This window comes from Streptomyces sp. NPDC005195 (assembly GCF_040608315.1).
GTDB classification, from domain to species: domain Bacteria; phylum Actinomycetota; class Actinomycetes; order Streptomycetales; family Streptomycetaceae; genus Streptomyces; species Streptomyces kaempferi.
The window spans coordinates 1-17578 of the sequence record NZ_JBEXHZ010000072.1 but is presented as its reverse complement, the minus strand read 5'-3'; the positions used below and the strand labels follow the sequence as shown (position 1 = coordinate 17578).

The window sequence follows — 17578 nt, the reverse complement described above, 5'->3', positions numbered from 1 at the left end:
ATCAGAGCACTGTCACCGCGTACGAGCTGCAGATACTGCATGACGACGAAGATGAACCCGAAGAAGGCGAAGAACTGCAGCGTGATCGACAGGGTTCCGGCGGCGAAGGGCAGGTTGCGGAACAGTCGGGGGTTCAGCAGCGGGTGGGGGTGCCTCAGTTCCCACAGGATGAACACGGTCAGCACCACGAGGCCGACGGCGATGCCGCCCATGGTGCGGGGGCTGCCCCAGCCGTGCTCGGGTGCCTGGATGACGGAGTAGACGAGCACTCCCAGCCCGACGACGGTGAGTGCCGCGCCGACGCCGTCCACCGGCTGCTTCTTGGCTTCCGCGGACTCCGGAACGAAGAAGTACGTTCCGATGACGGCCACGACGGCCAGTACGACGTTCAGCCAGAACACCGAGCGCCACGACCACACCTCCAGCACCGCGCCGGAGGCCAGGAGGCCCAGTACGGCGCTGGCGCCGGCGACCGCCGCCCAGATGCTGACCGCCCGGGCTCGCTGAGCAGCAGGAAATGTCGTCGTGATAGTCGACAGCGTCGCGGGCATGACGAAGGCGGCCGCCACGCCGAGCAGCGCGCGCAGGGCAATCAGCGTGCCTGGATCCGATGAGAAGGTGGCGGCTACCGAGACGCCCGCGAAGAGTCCAAGTCCGCCCAGGAGGGCTTTGCGGCGCCCGAAGCGGTCACCGAGAGTCGCCGCCAGGAGCAGGAGGGAGGCGAAGACGAGGCTGTAGGCGTCGATGATCCAGGACAGCTGGGTTTGGCTGGCGTGGGTTTCACGGGCGATGTCGGGCAGCGCCACATTCAGTGACGCCATCGCCGAGACGACGGTTGCCAGGGCCAGGCAGGTCACGGCCAGAACCACACCGTGACGAACCTTTCGTATCGGCCCGTCGGGCCGGTGCGACACTGCGTGTCCTGCGTTCATGAGAAGACATCCCTTGGATCGAGATCGGCAAGGACGGGAAGGACGGGAAGGCCGAGATGATTCGCTGGGGCCAGGGATGCTTGCGCCTGCGGCGATGCGCACACCGGGCTGAACTTCAGGTTCGCAAGGAGACCTGCGGCGGGGCATGAGCAACCGATACCCACTCGCCCATCCTGCTCCGGTCGCCGGGCGCGCTGGGTGCGGTTCGGCCGTCTTCGGCGGCGGCAAGCCGCGACCGACGTGCCCGGTTCGATCCGCCGGGATTGGTGCGCATGGCTGCGGTGACAGCTCGGGGGCCGTTCGCTTGGGACGGGTCCGCCGACGCCCTCACAGGTCAAAGGATCATGCTGGCGCTGCGCGGCGTCTTACCGCGTGATGTCGACGAAGACCATAGGCCGGTCGGCGACCGTGTTGAACGCGGCTTCGTTCCTGCCCCACCAGTATCCGGTCGGTTTGCCGGTCGTCGCGTCGGCCTGGATGAAGATCGTGCCTCGGCCGGCGCCGCTCCATTCCTTCGTGGTGAGTCCCGGGGAACCTTCGACACGGCTGTCCTTGAACGCCCAGTGGGGTGATGTCTTGGAGGAGAGTGCCACGCCGTGGGGATTGGAGGTGCTGTCGGCGACGGTGACCGCGTACTCCTGTGTGGCGCGATTCCCGTCGCGTTCGAACGGTGCCACGGACTGCACCGTCATTATGTGCCCGGTCGCACCGCCTTCCGAGCTGTCCAGGTACTTCACGGCGATGACGGATCCGGCGTGGAGGTCGCTGACCCGCTGCGCGGAAGGCCGGTTGATGTGATCGCTCATCTTCTCCAGGGCGCCGTCGGCGGCGGTGTCGCTGAAAGCGTCGTAGTACTGCTCGGAGGAGGGGCTGCGGAAGCCGATGCCGGACGTGAACCATGTGTCCGTGGCCCATGTGTAGGCGTGCTTGAGCGACGCCGTGAGGAACTGGGCGCACTTGGCCTCGACTTGGTAGGAACTCGCGGTCCCAGGTGTGCCCCACAGGACCGATGCCGTGTCGGCCTCGGCGTGGCCTGCCGCTCCGGGGTAGAAGTTATCCGAGTCCTGGCCCGGCCAGCCGAGAGTCGCGAGCTCGTCGATGATCTCGTTCTCGGCTGCGACCAGAGGAGCCCCGTCTTGCGTTCCGGCTGCCTGTGCCGTGGTCGGCACAACGGCGAGGGCAACTGACGCGGAAGCTGCGCACAGCGCGATCATGAACTTCTTCATCTGGCAGGTCTTCCTTCGTTCTCAAGCTCTGTGGCCCTGTTCCTGCGAGCAGCGTGAGCTGGCTGAGTCTCAGGGCACGGGCCGTCTGTCGCTTCCGATGAACTGATTGCCAGGCGCGCGTGGGACTGCCGGCCCTGTTATCGGGGATGTCGAGGGGATGAATTCAAGCGTGAGGCCGGCGCATGAGCATGAGTAATTGCTGCTTAGGCGAGGGGCGGTGCGGAGATTTCTTGGCAGGCTGCTGTGTCCACGCCCTGAATGGCGGCACGAGGGGGCGGTGTTGTTTCCTGGCAGCAAACCCGGGGTGGCGGCTCTTTCGTCCGTCAGTCTGTGGATGCGGCGACGTCGGTCAGTCGCCTGACGAGGTCTTCCACGGCGTCGAGGAGCGGGTCGCCCACCGTGCCGGTGGGGCGGACGAGGGCGATGTCGACTTCGGGGAGGGGCGGGAGCGCATCGGTTGCCGTCTGCAGTTCCACGTTGGCCGGGAGCAGTGCGGTGGCGCCGAGGCCGGCCCGCACGGCGGCTTGCACTGCGCCCAGGGCCGTGCTCTCGAAGGTGACTTCCCACCGGCGTCCCGCGGCTTCCAGGGCGTCGAACAGAGGAGCCCGCCAGCGGCAGGGTTGGGAGAAGAGAACGAGCGGCAGGGGATCCTGGCGCACGTCCAGGGCGTTCGCAGCCGACCAGACCAGCGGGAGGCGGGCGGTCCAGCGTGGTGTCTGAGCCAGGTAGAAGGGGTCGCACAGGGCGAGCTGGATCCGCCCGTCGGCGAGTGACTGTTTCATCAAGGGCCCGGGCCCGGTCACCAGTTCCAGCTTTGCGCCGGGGTGCAGGCTGCTGAAGTCGCTCAATGCCCCGACCAGGGCCGGTGTCACGAAGTCTTCCATCAGCCCCACCCCGCAGTGTCCGGTGACCGTGGGGGCGGCCGCGGCGAGGGCCTGGGCGGAGAGCGCGAGGATCCGCTCGGCGTAGGGCAGGAAGACCTCTCCGGACGTGGTCAGGGACACTCCGGCCGTACCGCGGTGCAGCAGTTGCTGGCCTACGGTGCGTTCAAGCCTGCGGAGCTGGTTGCTCAGAGCGGGCTGGCTGTGGCCGAGGGCCGCGGCGGCCCGGCTGATGCTTCCGGACCGCACAGAACTGACGAATGCGCGCAGCAGTGCCGTTTCGAGATCGGGGGCCATAACGACATGCTATGCCCCCTCTGTTCGCGGGGAGGGTTCCGTTCGTTTCGGCTCATGGGTAGCGTCTGGCTATGCACTACTTTCATGTCGACGTCTTCAGTGGAACGCCTTTCAGCGGAAACAGTCTGACTGTGTTTCCCGATGCGGCATCCCTGAGCGGCTCCCAAATGCAGCGCATCACCGAGGAAATGCGTCACTTCGAATCCATTTTCCTCCAAGCGATGAACGGCGGGGGCACGGCATGGCGGGCCCGGGTCTTCGATCTCAGTGAGGAGCTGGACTTTGCCGGGCATCCGGTCATCGGAGCGGCGAGCGTTCTGCACGCCATGGCGGGGGGCGACGCCAGCCGGACATGGTCACTCAAGCTGAAAGCCCGGACGGTGGAGGTGGTCACCGAGCGCCGGGGCCGGGGAAGGTATGCGAGCGTTCTCGACCAGGGGCCCCCGCAGTTCCTGGGACGGCCGGTGCTGGATGACGTGGCCTCCTGGTTCTCCCTGGAAGAGGAGGACCTCCACGGAGAACTGCGACCCGAGGTCGTCTCGACCGGGCTGGACTACTTGATCGTTCCCGTGCGCACGGGCGTCCTGGAGCGCGCCAGAATCGCGTCCGACATCGGAGAACGTCTGGCAAAGGTCGGGGCTCAGTTCGCCTACCTGTTGGACGCCGACGTCCTGGAGGGTCGGCACTGGAACAACGACGGCGTGATTGAGGATGTGGCCACCGGCAGTGCCGCGGGATGTGTGGCCGCCTACCTGCGACGGCACGGCCGGCTCGATGACGGTGACCGGCAGGTACTGCACCAGGGACGGTTCTGCGGCCGCCCCAGCGAGATGACAATCAGCGCCCACGGCAGCCCGCAGGACATCACCTCGGTGCGTGTCGGCGGAGAGGTCGCCGTCGTCGCCCATGGCCGCCTCGAAGGGCTGCCGCAGTGAGAGGCGGGCCCACCTACTTCGACCCGCAGGCGATCCGGAGCACGGTCGGATACCGGGACGTCCTGGAGCCGGTCGCTGCCGCCCTGCGCGACTACAGCCGAGGACTCGGTGATGCGCCGGCCGCCGTGTTCGCGCCCGCCGGCCCGGACGGCGACGTGCATGTGAAGTCGGCGTGGCTTCCAGGCCGGCAGGTCTTCACCGTCAAGGTCGCGTCGTGGTTCTTGGAACGGGCGCGTCGCGGCGGAACGCCGAGCAGCGGCGTCATCGCGGTGTTCGACGCCTCAACCGGAGACCTTCGGGCGCTCCTGGACGACGAGCATCACCTCTCGGACGTGCGGACGGCCGCGGCGGGAGCCCTGGCCGCGCGGACAATGGCGCGGCGCGACTCCCGCGTCCTTGGGGTCATCGGCACCGGAACCCAGGCTTACCTCCAAACGCTCGCTGTGGCCGACGAACTCCCGCTGCGCGACATCCGCGTGTGGGGACGACATTCATCCCATGTCCAGTCCCTCGCGGCTGCGTTGCACGCCAGACGGCCGGACCTTCGCATCATCGGCGTCGACAGCGCCCGAGCCGCCCTCGACGGCGCGGACGTACTGGTGACGGCGACCTCCAGTACTGAACCGCTGGTGCACGAATCCTGGCTGACACCCGGACTGCACATCAATGCGGTGGGCGCCGACGATCCGACGAAGGCGGAACTGACATCCGCAAGTCTGAACCGGGCGGACCGCATCGTGGTCGACAGTCGTGAACTCACCGCCATCCACGGCGATTTGACACGGCTCCCGGCAGCGGACCGCCGGTTCCACCCGGAACTCGGTGAGGTCCTCGCCGGATCGGCATCCGGCCGGGAGAACGACGAGGAGATCACCATCTGCAAGCTCATCGGTCTCGGCGTTCAGGATCTGGCAGCCGCGGAGGTCGCTCTCGACATGCTCGACGGCCCGCGCCACCCCTCCACCGCTCCAGCACACGCGCGGGAGATACACCGGTAGGCAGGCGAGGACAGACGTGCTCAAAGATCGAGCAACGATTGCTCATTCCTGAAGAGCTCCGGGTTCCGATGGTGGAGGCCTGAGGCCACCGATCGTACGAGGGAGCTGTCATGACACTTCTGGACCTCGATGACATCCACGCTGCCGCTCGGCGCCTGAAGAATGTCACCCTGCGCACCCCTCTCCTGCCGTCCCCCTGGGCCGATGACGGGTCACGCACTCTTCTCCTGAAGCCCGAAGACCTTCAGGTCACGGGATCCTTCAAGCTGCGCGGCGCCTACAACCGGCTCGCTGCGCTTTCTCCCGAGGAGCGCGAGCGCGGAGTGGTGGCGCAGTCGAGCGGCAACCATGGCAAAGCCTTGGCGTATGCCGGCCGGCTCCTGGGTGTGGAGATCACCGTGGTCGTGCCGGGCACTGCCGCGCAGGTGAAGGTGGACGCCATTCGGCGCCACGGCGCGCTCGTGCGCGAGGTCCCTCCCGCGGAACTCGCCGAGGCCACACGAGCCCTCGCCGATGAGTACGGCTATGTCGTGGTGCCGCCCTTCGATGATCTCGGCATCATCGCCGGCCAGGGCACGGTGGGTCTGGAGATCTTCGAACAGACGGCCCAGATGGACAGGGTGCCGCAGACAGTCCTCGTTCCCGTGAGCGGCGGAGGCCTGATCTCCGGGGTTGCGGCCGCCCTCAAACACCTGCTGCCCGATGTGCGGGTGGTTGGAGTGGAGCCGGAATTGGCCGCCGACGCCAGGGAGAGCTTTCACAGCGGGCACCGCGTCAGCTGGCCAACAGAGCTCACCGGCCGCACGATCGCCGACGGTATGCGCAGCAGCTCCGTGGGCACCATCCCGTTCGCACACATCCAGGCGTTCGTCGACGACATCGTCACGGTGTCGGAGGATGAGATCCGTGACACGGTTGCCGTCCTGGCGGGCGAGAGCCGCATCGTGGCCGAACCTTCGGGCGCCGTCGCCGTGGCGGCGTATCTGCATCGCAGCAATGAACTGCCTCCCCGCGGACTGCACGTCTGCGTAGTCAGCGGCGGCAATATCGACGGCCACCTTCTGTCGCGCCTCGTCGCCCGGTGATCCCGACCATGGTGGAGGGGCCAGGCCGCCGGGAACGGACCAGGCGATCTCATGTGCCGCAGATCGTGGCTGACGTCGGTGTCCGCAGCAACCCTTCCCCGTACGAGGAGAGTCATGGCTTTGGAGATGCGCGACCGCTGCGAACGATGTGAACGTGCGCTGCCGCTACAGGTCTCGTCCGCCCGCATCTGCTCGTACGAGTGCACGTTCTGCGTATCCTGCAGCGCCGCGATGCAGGACACCTGTCCCAACTGTGGCGGTGAACTCGTCGCCCGCCCCCGCCGCACGCCATCCGCCGCCCAATGATCAGTCGTCCGAGGCTGGACGAGGGGAGACGGACGTGAGAACCGCCTCCGCAAAAACACGCAGGATGTGCCACTCCGCGGCCCTGGGCCAGCGCGCAGCGGACGATCGGCCGGCCTCTGATCACCAAGACACCGCGAGCCGCAACGGCCCTCTCCGTCGGGTAGGGCTGAGCATCGCCCGCGCTCCCGTCAAGTCAGGGACTCGCAGTCCCGGCGATGCCGGCTGATCGCGCCTATCGTCCCTCTCCCCCGGGCGGTACCTGCGCAGACGTCGTCTCGCCCAACAAGGTCTGTCGCGCTTTGGACTGCAGCCCGGCGTTCGCGCAGGAGTGAGCACCGTTTACTCAGGAGCCGGCACCGCTCGTAGCCCACCGTGGATGACAAGAGGACGTGTACATGGATCGTCTCCGCGTTCGGCTCGCACCACCTCTGGGGACGCCATCACCACGGCGCGTCTTTGACTGTCCCCACAATCCGACCGGGAGCCTTCGTGGCTACGTTCCTCTACCTGCTGTCCAGGGCCGCCTTCCGGCGCCGCCGTCTCGTCGTCATGATCTGGCTCGCACTGCTCGCCTGCGCTGCGGTGGGCGCGAGCATGACATCCAGCCACGTCACGTCCTCCTTCTCCCTTCCAGGCACAGAGGCCCAAAAGGCCGTCGGTCTGGTGGAGAGCCGTTTCCCCGGGAGCAGTCCCGAGGGCGCCGTGGCGCAGATCGTTTTGAAGGCCCCTGCGTCGGAGAAGGTGTCTGACGCTGTCCGCATGGCGACCGTGAAGGACCTCGTAAGGGAGCTGAGGTCGACGTCGGACCAGGTGGCCACGGTCAGTGATCCCTACGCGGGAAACACCGTGTCTCCGGACGGTTCCACGACGTTCGTCTCCGTCACCTACAAAAACCCGCCGGGCTCTTTGAGCGAGGCAACTCTCCAGTCACTGGATGACCTCGCCTCCGACGCTCGCGAGAGCGGTCTGACGGCCGAAGTAGGCGGGACGGCTCTACAGGCCGCTCCAGAGCCTGGCATCGGCGAGGTGATCGGCGTAGTGATCGCCGCGGTGGTTCTGGTCGTCACGCTTGGGTCGCTGGTCGCAGCCGGCTTGCCGCTGCTGACCGCGATATTCGGGGTCGGGGTCGGCATCTCCACGATTGCCGCGCTGGCCAGCACCTTTGACCTCGGCTCCACCACTTCGACGCTGGCGATGATGATTGGACTCGCGGTCGGCATCGACTATGCGCTTTTCATCGTCTCGCGCTACCGGGCCGAACTCGCCGAGGGACACGACCGCGAGGAGGCCGTTGGCCGGGCCGTCGGCACCGCCGGCTCCGCAGTCGTCTTCGCGGGCCTGACTGTAGTGATCGCCCTGGTGGGACTGGCCGTTGCCAACGTCCCGATGCTGACGAAGATGGGCTTCGCAGCTGCCGGCACGGTGGTCATCGCCGTTCTCATTGCCCTGACAGCGATTCCGGCCCTGCTCGGCTTCGCCGGCAGGCGAGTCTCGCCCCGCACGCCGGGACGAGCCACACAAAAGCCCAACGGTGGCGTCCGGTGGGCCCGTTTCGTGCTGCGTCGCCCGGCCACGGTACTGACCGTGGGCCTGCTCGGCCTCGGAGTCATCGCCATCCCGGCCGCGTCCTTGCAGGTGGGCCTGCCCGATGACGGTTCTCAGCCGGTCAGCACTACGCAGCGCAAAGCGTACGACCTGCTCTCCGAGAGCTTCGGTCCGGGATACAACGGGCCTTTGGTCGTTGTCGTCGACGGCGACCGTGAAGCTGCTGCCGCCGCCCGCGCAACGCTCCAGAACATGGACGGCGTTGCCTCAGTCTCTCCGGCGACGGTCAACAAGGCCGGCGACACCGCGACGATCACCGTCGTCCCCCAGGATCGACCGTCCTCCATCGCCACCGAAAGACTGGTGCACTCGATCCGCGACACCACGGACGGCCATGTCCTGGTCACCGGCACGACAGCGATGAACGTCGACTTCTCTCAGCGCATGAACCATGCTCTGGTGCCCTACCTGACACTGGTCGTGGGCCTTGCGTTCCTGCTCCTGATGCTGGTCTTCAGGTCAGTGCTCGTTCCCCTGAAGGCCGCACTTGGCTTCCTGCTCTCTGTTGCGGCGGCGCTCGGCGCAGTCGTTGCGGTCTTTCAATGGGGCTGGCTGGGCTTCCTGTTCGGCGTCGAGCAGACCGGTCCGATCATGTCCATGATGCCGATATTCATGGTCGGCGTCGTCTTCGGGCTCGCCATGGACTACGAGGTCTTCCTGGTATCACGCATGCGTGAGTCGTATGTCGCAGGAGACCGGCCGGGAACAGCGGTCGTCACCGGCTTCCAGCACGGGGCTCGGGTCGTCACCGCAGCCGCAGTGATCATGATCGCCGTTTTCTCGGGCTTCATCGGTTCAAGTGAGCCGATGATCAAGATGATCGGCTTCGGGCTGGCGATCGCGGTGTTCATCGATGCCTTCGTTGTCCGGATGGCTGTCGTGCCGGCAGTCCTTGCCCTGCTCGGCCACAAGGCATGGTGGCTGCCCCGCTGGCTGGACCGGCTACTGCCCGATGTGGATGTGGAAGGCGAGAAGCTCCGCGCACGCCTGCGTCTCGCATCCGAAGAAATTCCGCCCAAAGACCCGGACGAGAAGCGTCAACTGGCCCGCGTTTGAAGTCGCTTGAGTTCCGGGGTCCCGCAAATGAGCGGCGGCTTGGGCCCCCGGTCGCGTGACGGCCTCCGTGAGGACGGGACCGTCACCAAAAGGTGGTCGTGTCACCCGGCAGAGGGCTGGGTGACACGACCACCCGTATGCCCCCAGCCGCCGACCCGTATTCGCTCACGGTCCGGGACACTCCGGCGAGCCTGCCGGGCACACCCACAACCCGTTTTGAAGGAGCTCTATGCCTACGCTCGACCGACAAGACGATGTCTTCGTCCTTGACCTTGGAGACGGTGAGAACCGCTTCCATCCCGACTGGCTCACATCCATCAGCACGGCACTGGACAAAGTCGAGAGGCAGACGGGGCCCCGCGCACTCGTGACCGTCGCGACGGGGAAGTTCTACTCCAACGGCCTGGACCTGGAGTGGCTCTTCTCCAATCTCGACAGGCACCGAGACTACGTTCTCTCCGTCCAGGGGCTCTTTGCGCGGATGCTGTCCCTGCCCGTCCCGACAGTCGCTGCACTGCAAGGGCACACCTTCGCCGCCGGCGCGATGCTCTCCCTCACTCACGACTTTCGGGTCATGCGCGCGGATCGAGGGTACTGGTGCCTGCCCGAAGCAGACATCAACATCCCTTTCACTCCGGGCATGTCTGCCCTCGTCCAGGCACGGCTGACTCCACAGATTGCCCACGAGGCCATGCTCAGTTCCCATCGCTACGGCGGCGTCGACGCCGTTGCCGCGGGAATCGCCGACCGCGCAGTTACCGAAGGGGAGGTACGCACCGCCGCCGTCGAACTAGCCCAATCCCAGGCCAGCAAAGCCGGTGACACACTGAAAACCATCAAGACCCGGATGTACGCCTCGACTCTGGCCACGTTGCGGGACACGACTCTCCCCCTCAGCTGACGCGTCATCCCACGCGAAGGTCCCGGCGACCCGACATCTTGAACCGGCGGCTGCGGCTCCTGCCGCATGGACCAGCTCTTTGCAGATGGCCCCCGTTTGGTAGGCCAAGCGCCTCCGATGTCCGCCCGCCGTGCACGCGGTCCTTGGCCGCCTATGCGTCCGAGCTGCGGTGGATCGTGAGCATCCGTGCCGGCCACCCTCGTGGCCCCGATGTGACCTGGAGTGCGGAACAGGCAGCTCGCTCCCCCTGGATACCCGACCTTGATGAAAGTCTCGTCATGACCACTGAACCCACCGTTTCGTCCGCGCGCTCCCGTTCCTGCCGCGCTCGATCCACTGGGGTGGGGTGCGAAGCAGAAGTGGCCGCGGGCTACCAGCTGTGGTGGACAGCCCAGCAGGCAGCCGAACAACCTGGGCGGCCGCCGGCCCAGGCAGATCATCTGCGCCAATGGGCCGGCATTCTCATCGATGCTCTCCTCGGCTTCGAGGAGGACATGGCCCAGTTCCCTGGTCGGCACGCTGACATATGGCGGCAGAGGATGTCTTCGTCCACCCGGCAACGACTACATCCGATCACGGAGAATCTGCCGACTGCACGCTGGCTGGTCCATGCTCGCCACCGGACACAGATCCGCCTCCCTCTCTCCGCCGACCGGCGCCTGTTCCTGCTCTGGGTGTCCCATCTGGCGGAAGCGGTCCACGGACTCGTCGACCAAACCGCAGCGGCGGCCGCGCAGTCAAAGCAGTCCAGCGATCCCGTCCTCACGGCCTATCTGCTGAATGTGCGACACAACCTCCTGCACGCCTGCCAGCATCTGAACAGGCACGTGACCTAGGCACTCCAACGATCGCTCCGCATTTCTGGCAGGCATCTGCCGTCCCGGGCACCGGCCCCGCGGCAAGCGCCGCATGCTTGCTGCCAAGCTCTTCTCTGCGCCCGGGGAGCGCAATCATCGGAGCGGGAGCCGCCAGCCTTAACGAGGCAGTGGTGAATCTCGTCCGCGCCCACCATGACGAAGACCGATGGGTGGTTGGCAACTGTGCGGGCCTCAGCGTGCTGCATCGCGCAGGCATCCTGGAAGGAAGCGAAGTCACCGCTCCTGCGACCGTCTCTCGCCGGCTTCAACAGCGCGGCGAGAAGGTCGCGGACCCTCAGCGCGCGTGGAGGATTGACGCAGCCCGCAAGCTCATGACGATCGGCGGTGCCGGGACCGTCCACCCCAACACAATCGCTCTGGTCTGGCACTTGTTCGGCGAGGAGGACGCGCGCGATCTCGCAGCCACGTGGGACACCCGCCCACCCCACGGGGAGTCTCTCTTCGCCCTTGATGGCCCCGCCCTGAACGACGACGCGGCGCCAAGGCCAAGTTGCAGGACAACTGGGAAAGCACATTCCTCCCCGGCTAGGGGCCGCTCTCCAACGTGGCGGCGCGTAGGCGATCTCGCTGAGCCGAGGGCGGGCGGTGCGGACCGGCGGGCCGGCCCGCGCGGAAGGGTCGCTGTACAGCACAGTCATTGCAGTGGAGGCGGAACACTCACGGCCTTCCCTGCGCGGCGTCAAGCGCACAGACCCCACGAAGGCGTGCACCCGCAAGGATCGGGCCCCACAGGTCCAACTATCCACCGCCCGCCACATGGCCGAGCGGGTCACCGAGGGCGCCCGCGCCTGGAGGCGGAACACTTTCAGGCCCGCACCCCGGGGGCTACTTCTGGTCGAGGTCTGCCGGGTGCTGGCGGCGTCCGACCTTGCGCAGCAGGTCGGCAAGCTGCTCCTGCTCCCCCGCCGTGAGCCTTTCCAGGTCATTGACGACGGTTCGGACGTACGAGGGCATGATCGCCTCCACCACCTCACGCCCGGCATCCGTAAGTTCGATCATGACCACCCGGCGGTCGTGCGGCGCCTTCTCGCGACGGACCAGACCGCGTTTCTCCAGGTTGGAGATGACAACCGTGAAGTTGTTCGGGCTTTTGAGGTGCTTCTCGGCCAGACGCCCGGCAGGTAGCGGTCCCACGTAGTAGAGGGTCTCCAGCGCGCCGAACTGGCTGGTCGTGAGTCCGGCAGCGGTCACAGGGCTGCTGGTGCGTGCTTCCACCGACGCGGCCGCCCGGATCAGCTTGATGAAGAGGTCCAGTGACCGCTTCTCGCGGGTGCTCCCGTCGAAGTGCGTCGGCATCGCACACCCTCTCCGTCACTACTCGGTCCGGTCGTGGCAGACCCTATCCCGAAAAATTTTCCATCCAGTTGGAATAGTCATGAAGCATGAGTATGTTGTGAGGAGTGACCGGCTCAACCGCCATCAACAAGGAGCATCACCATGAGCGACATCAAAAAGGTCCTCTTCCTGGCCTTCCCGAACGTCGGCGAGCAGGACCTGCTTGCCCCCTGGGAGCTGTTCAAGGCGCTCGCCTACGACCTCAGCCAGCAGGGCGATCCCCTGGAAGTCACCCTCGGCAGCTTCGAGGGCGGGACCGTGACCACCCACATGGGCGCGCAGCTCCAGACCGACAAGGTCACCCCCGAGGACCGTTACGACCTGGTTTACGTCCCCGGTGGCATCGGTGGCGGCGCGGCCTCTCACGACCCGCAGATCCTTGACTTCATCCGAGCGCACCACAGCGAGGGCCGTTGGGTGGCCGCGAACTGCGCCGGTGTCGGCGTCGTCTTCCGCTCGGGCATCCTCGACGGCACCCGCTTCCAGGCAGCCGCGGTCCTCGGCCGTCGCCTGAAGGAACTCGGAGCGGACGTGGCCGAGCCGCGTCGCGCATGGTCGGTCCTGCCGGAGGCGAAGGTCTTCACCGCCGGCGGCGCCGCCACCGTGCACCCGAGCACCATCGCGCTCGTCTCCCACCTCTTCGGCGAGGACCGCGCCCGGGCGCTGGCCGGCACCTGGGACACCCTGCCGTTGCACGGCGAGTCCCTCTTCGCCCTGGAAGGTCCGGTCTCGAACGACGACGAGGCCTTCGTAAAGGGCCTGCGAGACGGCATGGAAAAGGTCTTCCTCCCCGAGAACTGATCCATAGACGGAGGGGCGGTGCGAGGTGGGGTCAGGCCAATCGCCTCCACCGCCCTCCTCCCTCTCGAGCCCGTGCGCCCCTGATTGTCACACCAGACCAACGGAGACACCCCATGAGTCAGTCTTCCCCAAGCCCCGACGGCGGAGCGTGCGATCTCGAGTCGGGCGTCTGCACCATTCCCGGCGGGAATGCCGCTCTGCCGCAGGCAGTCGCAACTCCCCTCGGTCCGAAGGCGGATCGCACGCGTATCACCTACGTGACCGACCCCATCTGTTCGGCCTGCTGGATCCTTGAACCTGCCTGGCGGTCTCTCACCGAGCGCTACCGCGACCTGATAGAGGTTCAACACGTCTACGGCGGTCTCCTTCGCGGCTGGCAGGGGTTTCATGACGTGGGCAACGGCATCCGGCGTCCCAAGGACGTCGCCCACCACTGGGACGAGTTCGCCGAACGTTCCGGGCAGCCCATCAACTCCTCCGTCTGGCTGAGGGATCCGATCGACTCGTCGTATCCGCCGAGCATCGCACTCGCCGCCGTGCGACTGCTGGCACCCGAGGCCGAGGATGCCTTCCTGCGCCGCATCCGCGAAGAGCTTTTCCTGAACGGTCGAAACATCGCCCGCCCCGATGTCATCGAGGCCCTGGTGACAGAACTCGGCTTGGCCGTCGACCCGTACCGCCAGTTGGTCGAGAACGGCACCGCCCAAGCCGAGTTCGAACGAGACCTGGTCCGTACCCACGAGCTGGGAGCGCGAGGCTTCCCCACCCTCATTCTTGAGGGCCCCGACGGCCGCATCACGCTTCACGGCTGGCTCGGTCCGGACCGTCTGGAGGAAGCATTCCTCTCGGTCTCCGGTGCGACCCGCCGCTCTCCGGTCGCCTCCATCAGCGAAGCAATGGACCGGCTCGGCACCGGTACCTCCCTGGAGTACGCAGCGCTCACAGGCCAGTCCGTGGCCGTTGTGGAGCAACTGCTCACCGAAGCCGGCGCAGAACTGCACGCAGCAGGCCAGGGCAAGGTCTGGTCGCCGCGGTCGCGGGTCCAAGAGCCGGCCTGAACTGTCCTGGCCCCGGACGATGCCGCGGCTTCCGCCTGTGGGCCGCACAGGATGCCCAGCCCCCCGGGCGGGTGGACCTGAAGCGCTTTGCGGCGCACGCATTCGCCACACCCCGCCTTGTCGTCCGGGGAACTGATCCCTGGACGACAAGGCGGGGCCTGCCTGACTCTCTGCGGGGAACACAAGGCCGGACTGGCAGACAACCGCAAACGCAGGCTTGGTCACCCCCCGGCCGATGATCGACAGCCTTGCTGGCGCAGCACTGGATCGGCTTCAAGACCCGTTGAAGACAGGAGGGCGGCGCTCCAGAAGGCTGGTGATCCCCTCCCTCGCGTCGGTGGTGGCCAACAAACGCGGGCCGACGTCGTCCCGGATGCTGGTGGCCGAACCCTCGAGATGCGCGGCCAGCACAGCGCGGGCGTCGGCGAGCGTGGCCTGCACGGCCAACGGCGCCTGCGCGGCGATGCGGTGGGCCAGTTCCAGAGCACGCTTCAACTCCGAGCCCGCCGGCACCACTTCCTGCACGATGCCCATCCGCCACGCCTCATGCGCATCGAACTGGTCACCGGTAAGCAGGTAGCGCATGGCATTGCCCCAACCGACCCGGTGGGGCAGGCGTATCGTTGCGCCGCCCAGCGCGACAATCCCGCGCGTCACCTCCTGCTGCCCGAACACCGTGTCGTCCGCCGCGACACACACCTCGCTGTTGAGGACGAGTTCCAGCCCCGCGGTAAAGCAGCGGCCGTGGACGGCGGTGACGACAGGCTTTGTCGACGGTTGCCCGTACAGTCCCCACGGATCGCGCCCGCCCGGGGGGATGAGAGTGTCGTCGCCGGCGGCCAGCCGAGGGGCAAGTGACGCAAGATCAAGACCGCCCGTGAAATGAGGGCCGTTGCCGTGCAGGACGGCGACCCGCAGGGCTGGGTCGTCCGAGAGCCGGGTGAGAGCATGAGACAGTCCCGCGATCATGTCCGAGTCGACCGCGTTGGCCTTCTGCGGCCGATTCAGCGCGATGAGGAGAACGGGGCCGTCCTGCTCGACCATGACCTTGGCCGAGCTGCTGTCGCCGGCGGATGTCTGCTGTGTGGATGCCAGGACCTCACCGTAGGAAGCTCACGGGGGCCGTATGCGACACACACAGGGGAGTTTGCGGCATGAAGATCGGTGTGGTGGCACTGGGCGGGTGCTGGGACTCCGGGCTGACCGCGGTCCTGGACGTGCTGCGCGCGGCGGACGCGGCACGGGTCCGGGTGGACTCTGCCCTTCCTCCGCTCGAAAGCGTCGTCGTGACCGCGGCAGAGGAGCCCGTCCGTACCGCGGGCGGGCTCTTGGTCCCCTCGGGGCGTCTGATCGCTGACTGCGTGCCCGGCGTGGATCTGGACCTTCTTCTGGTGCCCGCCCTGGCCGCGCAGAGCCCGTCTACCATGGTCGATGCCCTGATGCGTCAGGACGTCCGGGCTGTGGGGTCGCAGCTGCGGCGCTGGGCGGCGGCGGGCGGGGCCCTCGCAGCGGCGTGCACGGGAACATTCGTTCTCGCCGAGGCGGGGTTGCTGGACCAACGGCCCGCGACCACCACATGGTGGCTGCGTGACCTCTTCCAGCGCCGCTATCCGGCCGTGAAGCTGGACATGGAACACATGGTCGTACGGGACGGTGATCTCGTGACGGCGGGCGCCGCGTTCGCGCACATCGACCTGACGCTCAGCCTCGTAGCCCAGGTCAGTAACCGACTGGCTTCGGAGACGGCCGGCGCTCTGCTCATCGACGCTCGACCGACGCCGAGCACAGGGACCATGTCCCACTACCTGGAACAACACGACCAGTTGGTCAGTGACTTCGAGGCATGGACACGCATGCATCTGCACCGTCCCGTCACAGTGGCCGACGCGGCACTGGCCCTCGGTGTCACCCGGCGCACTCTGGAACGTCGTGTGCGCGAGCGGCTGGAAACGTCTCCGTACGCGTTCATCCGCCGCCTTCGAGCCGAGCGTGCCGAGCATCTGCGCGCCACGACCCCTTTGCCGGCCGCTGACATCGCTCAGCAGGTCGGTTACCAGGACCCGTCCGCGATACGCAGGCTGCGTAGGGGCGAGTGACAGAGTGTCCTCAGCTGCGCTTCCACGCCTACGGCAATCTCGCCCCGCTGCTGCTTCGAGGGTCAGCCGATCTGACGGTCTCGTCCGGCGAGCCACCCGGTGACGAGCTGAGGCAGCATCAGCAGAGCCATCAGGGCCAGTGGTGTGCGCCAGCTCCCGGTGTGCTGGTAGAGCGCTCCGACCAGAATGGGGCCGGGGATCGACAGCAGGTATCCGGCGCTCTGGGCGAAGGCGGACAGGCGAATCACTGTGGCGCTGTCGCGTCCGCGCAGGCCGATCATCGTCAGGGCCAGGGGGAAGGAACAGTTGGCCACTCCAAGGAGTACGGCCCACAGCAAGGGCGCGGCGGCTGGTGCTGCCCACAGTCCGGCATAGCCGGCGATCCCGAACAGTCCGACCGTGACGGCGACTGCGCTCTGGTGGCGCAGCCGTCCGGCCACAGCTGCCAGCAGGAACGAGAGGGGAACGCCGAGCACGGAGGTCACGGCAAACAACAGCCCTGCACTCTCAGCAGAGAGTCCAGCGTCTCGAAAGATTTGCGGTAGCCAGCCGATGACGACGTACGCGGCGGTGGCTTGAAGCCCGAAGTAGGCGGCGAGCGCCCAGGCGGTCGGACTGCGGGTCATGCGTAGGCCTGGGCCGGATGGCGAGCTCTGCGTTTCGGGGTTGGTGCTGGTCTCGGCAGGTCGGCGGGCGAGGGCCAGCCACGGGGGTACTGCGGCGAGGGCGACCGCGGCCCATGCCCCCAGGCCGACTCGCCAGTCGCCGCCGAACGCCTCGGCCAGCGGGACAGTGACGGCGGCAGCACTTGAGGCGCCCAGGTTGAGGGCCATGGAATACAGGCCTGTCATCATGCCGACCCGGTCTGGGAAGCGTTGTTTGACGACGACAGGCAGCAGGACGTTGGCCATCGCGATCCCGGCAAGAGCGAGGGCGCTCAGCGCGAGAAACGCGGCAGTCCCTCCTGCGAGCGGACGCAGAGCAAGTCCGGCCGCGATCGCGGCCATGCCGACAGCGATGACTCTGTCGGGGCCGTGACGACGGGCGAGACGGGGCGCGGCAGAGCCAAACAGTGCGAAGCACACTGCGGGCAGTGACCTTCCCCTCGTAGCGTAGAGACCGTGACTGCAGGGGAAGTTGAGGGTCATGGCAGGCAAGAGGCGGAAGTTCGACGCGGAGTTCCGTGAG

The 17578-nt window shown here is 67.0% G+C and carries 16 protein-coding genes and 1 pseudogene; 11 read left to right on the top strand and 6 right to left on the bottom strand.

Going from position 1 to position 17578, the window contains the following annotated elements; all coding sequences use genetic code 11:
- From ABZV34_RS33640 to ABZV34_RS33630, 3 genes are all read right to left on the bottom strand, one after another.
- Nucleotides 1-869: MFS transporter (locus ABZV34_RS33640; RefSeq protein ID WP_356285231.1), on the bottom strand; the 869-nt coding region annotated here is incomplete at its 3' end.
- Nucleotides 870-1297: 428 nt separating this feature from the next.
- Nucleotides 1298-2158, bottom strand: a complete 861-nt coding sequence (locus tag ABZV34_RS33635; protein WP_356285228.1) for a hypothetical protein — start codon at nt 2156-2158, stop codon at nt 1298-1300.
- A 323-nt stretch (nt 2159-2481) separates the two neighbouring features.
- The gene (locus ABZV34_RS33630) at nt 2482-3336 is read right to left on the bottom strand and encodes a LysR family transcriptional regulator (protein WP_356285225.1); all 855 of its coding nucleotides are present in this window, start codon (nt 3334-3336) and stop codon (nt 2482-2484) included.
- 71 nt (nt 3337-3407) lie between these two features.
- Between ABZV34_RS33630 and ABZV34_RS33625 the strand changes: the two genes are divergently transcribed.
- The 8 genes from ABZV34_RS33625 (at nt 3408) to ABZV34_RS33590 (ending at nt 12011) form a co-directional block, all read left to right on the top strand.
- Complete coding sequence (locus ABZV34_RS33625; protein WP_356285222.1) at nt 3408-4271, top strand: PhzF family phenazine biosynthesis protein; 864 nt, start codon at nt 3408-3410, stop codon at nt 4269-4271.
- Nucleotides 4268-5269 (top strand): ornithine cyclodeaminase family protein, encoded by a 1002-nt coding sequence (locus tag ABZV34_RS33620; protein WP_356285219.1) that lies wholly within the window; start codon nt 4268-4270, stop codon nt 5267-5269. The genes ABZV34_RS33625 and ABZV34_RS33620 overlap by 4 nt, the downstream gene beginning before the upstream one ends.
- A gap of 110 nt (nt 5270-5379) precedes the next feature.
- Nucleotides 5380-6354 carry a threonine/serine dehydratase gene (locus ABZV34_RS33615; protein WP_356285216.1) on the top strand — a complete coding sequence of 325 codons (975 nt, stop codon included), beginning with the start codon at nt 5380-5382 and terminating at the stop codon, nt 6352-6354.
- 114 nt (nt 6355-6468) lie between these two features.
- A complete protein-coding gene (locus tag ABZV34_RS33610) occupies nt 6469-6660 on the top strand; it encodes a DUF1272 domain-containing protein (RefSeq protein ID WP_356285213.1) in 192 nt (63 codons plus the stop codon).
- A gap of 489 nt (nt 6661-7149) precedes the next feature.
- Complete coding sequence (locus ABZV34_RS33605; RefSeq protein ID WP_356285210.1) at nt 7150-9321, top strand: MMPL family transporter; 2172 nt, start codon at nt 7150-7152, stop codon at nt 9319-9321.
- A 229-nt stretch (nt 9322-9550) separates the two neighbouring features.
- A complete protein-coding gene (locus tag ABZV34_RS33600; RefSeq protein ID WP_356285207.1) occupies nt 9551-10222 on the top strand; it encodes an enoyl-CoA hydratase-related protein in 672 nt (223 codons plus the stop codon).
- 278 nt (nt 10223-10500) lie between these two features.
- Complete coding sequence (locus ABZV34_RS33595) at nt 10501-11058, top strand: hypothetical protein (RefSeq protein ID WP_356285204.1); 558 nt, start codon at nt 10501-10503, stop codon at nt 11056-11058.
- Nucleotides 11059-11135: 77 nt separating this feature from the next.
- Complete coding sequence (locus tag ABZV34_RS33590; RefSeq protein WP_356285201.1) at nt 11136-12011, top strand: DJ-1/PfpI family protein; 876 nt, start codon at nt 11136-11138, stop codon at nt 12009-12011.
- Here the strand turns inward: ABZV34_RS33590 and ABZV34_RS33585 are convergent.
- Nucleotides 11926-12396, bottom strand: a complete 471-nt coding sequence (locus tag ABZV34_RS33585) for a MarR family winged helix-turn-helix transcriptional regulator (RefSeq protein WP_356285198.1) — start codon at nt 12394-12396, stop codon at nt 11926-11928. The two genes, ABZV34_RS33590 and ABZV34_RS33585, sit on opposite strands and share 86 nt — an antisense overlap.
- 141 nt (nt 12397-12537) lie before the next feature.
- Here ABZV34_RS33585 and ABZV34_RS33580 point away from each other — a divergent pair, with 141 nt between their 5' ends.
- Both ABZV34_RS33580 and ABZV34_RS33575 read left to right on the top strand, forming a co-directional pair.
- Nucleotides 12538-13236, top strand: coding sequence for a DJ-1/PfpI family protein (locus tag ABZV34_RS33580; protein ID WP_356285195.1), 699 nt, complete (start codon nt 12538-12540; stop codon nt 13234-13236).
- Nucleotides 13237-13493: 257 nt separating this feature from the next.
- On the top strand, nt 13494-14294 hold the full coding sequence (locus ABZV34_RS33575; RefSeq protein ID WP_356285192.1) for a DsbA family protein: 801 nt from the start codon (nt 13494-13496) through the stop codon (nt 14292-14294).
- A 273-nt stretch (nt 14295-14567) separates the two neighbouring features.
- On the opposite strand, the gene ABZV34_RS33570 is transcribed toward ABZV34_RS33575, so the two are convergent.
- Nucleotides 14568-15389 (bottom strand): crotonase/enoyl-CoA hydratase family protein, encoded by an 822-nt coding sequence (locus ABZV34_RS33570; RefSeq protein WP_356285234.1) that lies wholly within the window; start codon nt 15387-15389, stop codon nt 14568-14570.
- A gap of 59 nt (nt 15390-15448) precedes the next feature.
- On the opposite strand from ABZV34_RS33570, the gene ABZV34_RS33565 reads away from it, so the two are divergent.
- Nucleotides 15449-16390 carry a helix-turn-helix domain-containing protein gene (locus ABZV34_RS33565; RefSeq protein ID WP_356285189.1) on the top strand — a complete coding sequence of 314 codons (942 nt, stop codon included), beginning with the start codon at nt 15449-15451 and terminating at the stop codon, nt 16388-16390.
- A gap of 62 nt (nt 16391-16452) precedes the next feature.
- Here ABZV34_RS33565 and ABZV34_RS33560 read toward each other — a convergent pair.
- Nucleotides 16453-17487: pseudogene (locus ABZV34_RS33560) on the bottom strand (MFS transporter); the annotation flags it as partial.
- Between the last annotated feature and the right edge of the window lie 91 nt (nt 17488-17578).

What these genes read in the sequence shown, in the direction of transcription:
- ABZV34_RS33635 (WP_356285228.1), bottom strand. Translation starts at nt 2,158, where the DNA reads ATGAAGAAGTTCATGATCGCGCTGTGCGCAGCTTCCGCGTCAGTTGCC.
- ABZV34_RS33565 (WP_356285189.1), top strand. Translation starts at nt 15,449, where the DNA reads ATGAAGATCGGTGTGGTGGCACTGGGCGGGTGCTGGGACTCCGGGCTG.
- ABZV34_RS33600 (WP_356285207.1), top strand. Translation starts at nt 9,551, where the DNA reads ATGCCTACGCTCGACCGACAAGACGATGTCTTCGTCCTTGACCTTGGA.
- ABZV34_RS33595 (WP_356285204.1), top strand. Translation starts at nt 10,501, where the DNA reads ATGACCACTGAACCCACCGTTTCGTCCGCGCGCTCCCGTTCCTGCCGC.
- ABZV34_RS33580 (WP_356285195.1), top strand. Translation starts at nt 12,538, where the DNA reads ATGAGCGACATCAAAAAGGTCCTCTTCCTGGCCTTCCCGAACGTCGGC.
- ABZV34_RS33625 (WP_356285222.1), top strand. Translation starts at nt 3,408, where the DNA reads ATGCACTACTTTCATGTCGACGTCTTCAGTGGAACGCCTTTCAGCGGA.
- ABZV34_RS33630 (WP_356285225.1), bottom strand. Translation starts at nt 3,336, where the DNA reads ATGGCCCCCGATCTCGAAACGGCACTGCTGCGCGCATTCGTCAGTTCT.
- ABZV34_RS33615 (WP_356285216.1), top strand. Translation starts at nt 5,380, where the DNA reads ATGACACTTCTGGACCTCGATGACATCCACGCTGCCGCTCGGCGCCTG.
- ABZV34_RS33585 (WP_356285198.1), bottom strand. Translation starts at nt 12,396, where the DNA reads ATGCCGACGCACTTCGACGGGAGCACCCGCGAGAAGCGGTCACTGGAC.
- ABZV34_RS33610 (WP_356285213.1), top strand. Translation starts at nt 6,469, where the DNA reads ATGGCTTTGGAGATGCGCGACCGCTGCGAACGATGTGAACGTGCGCTG.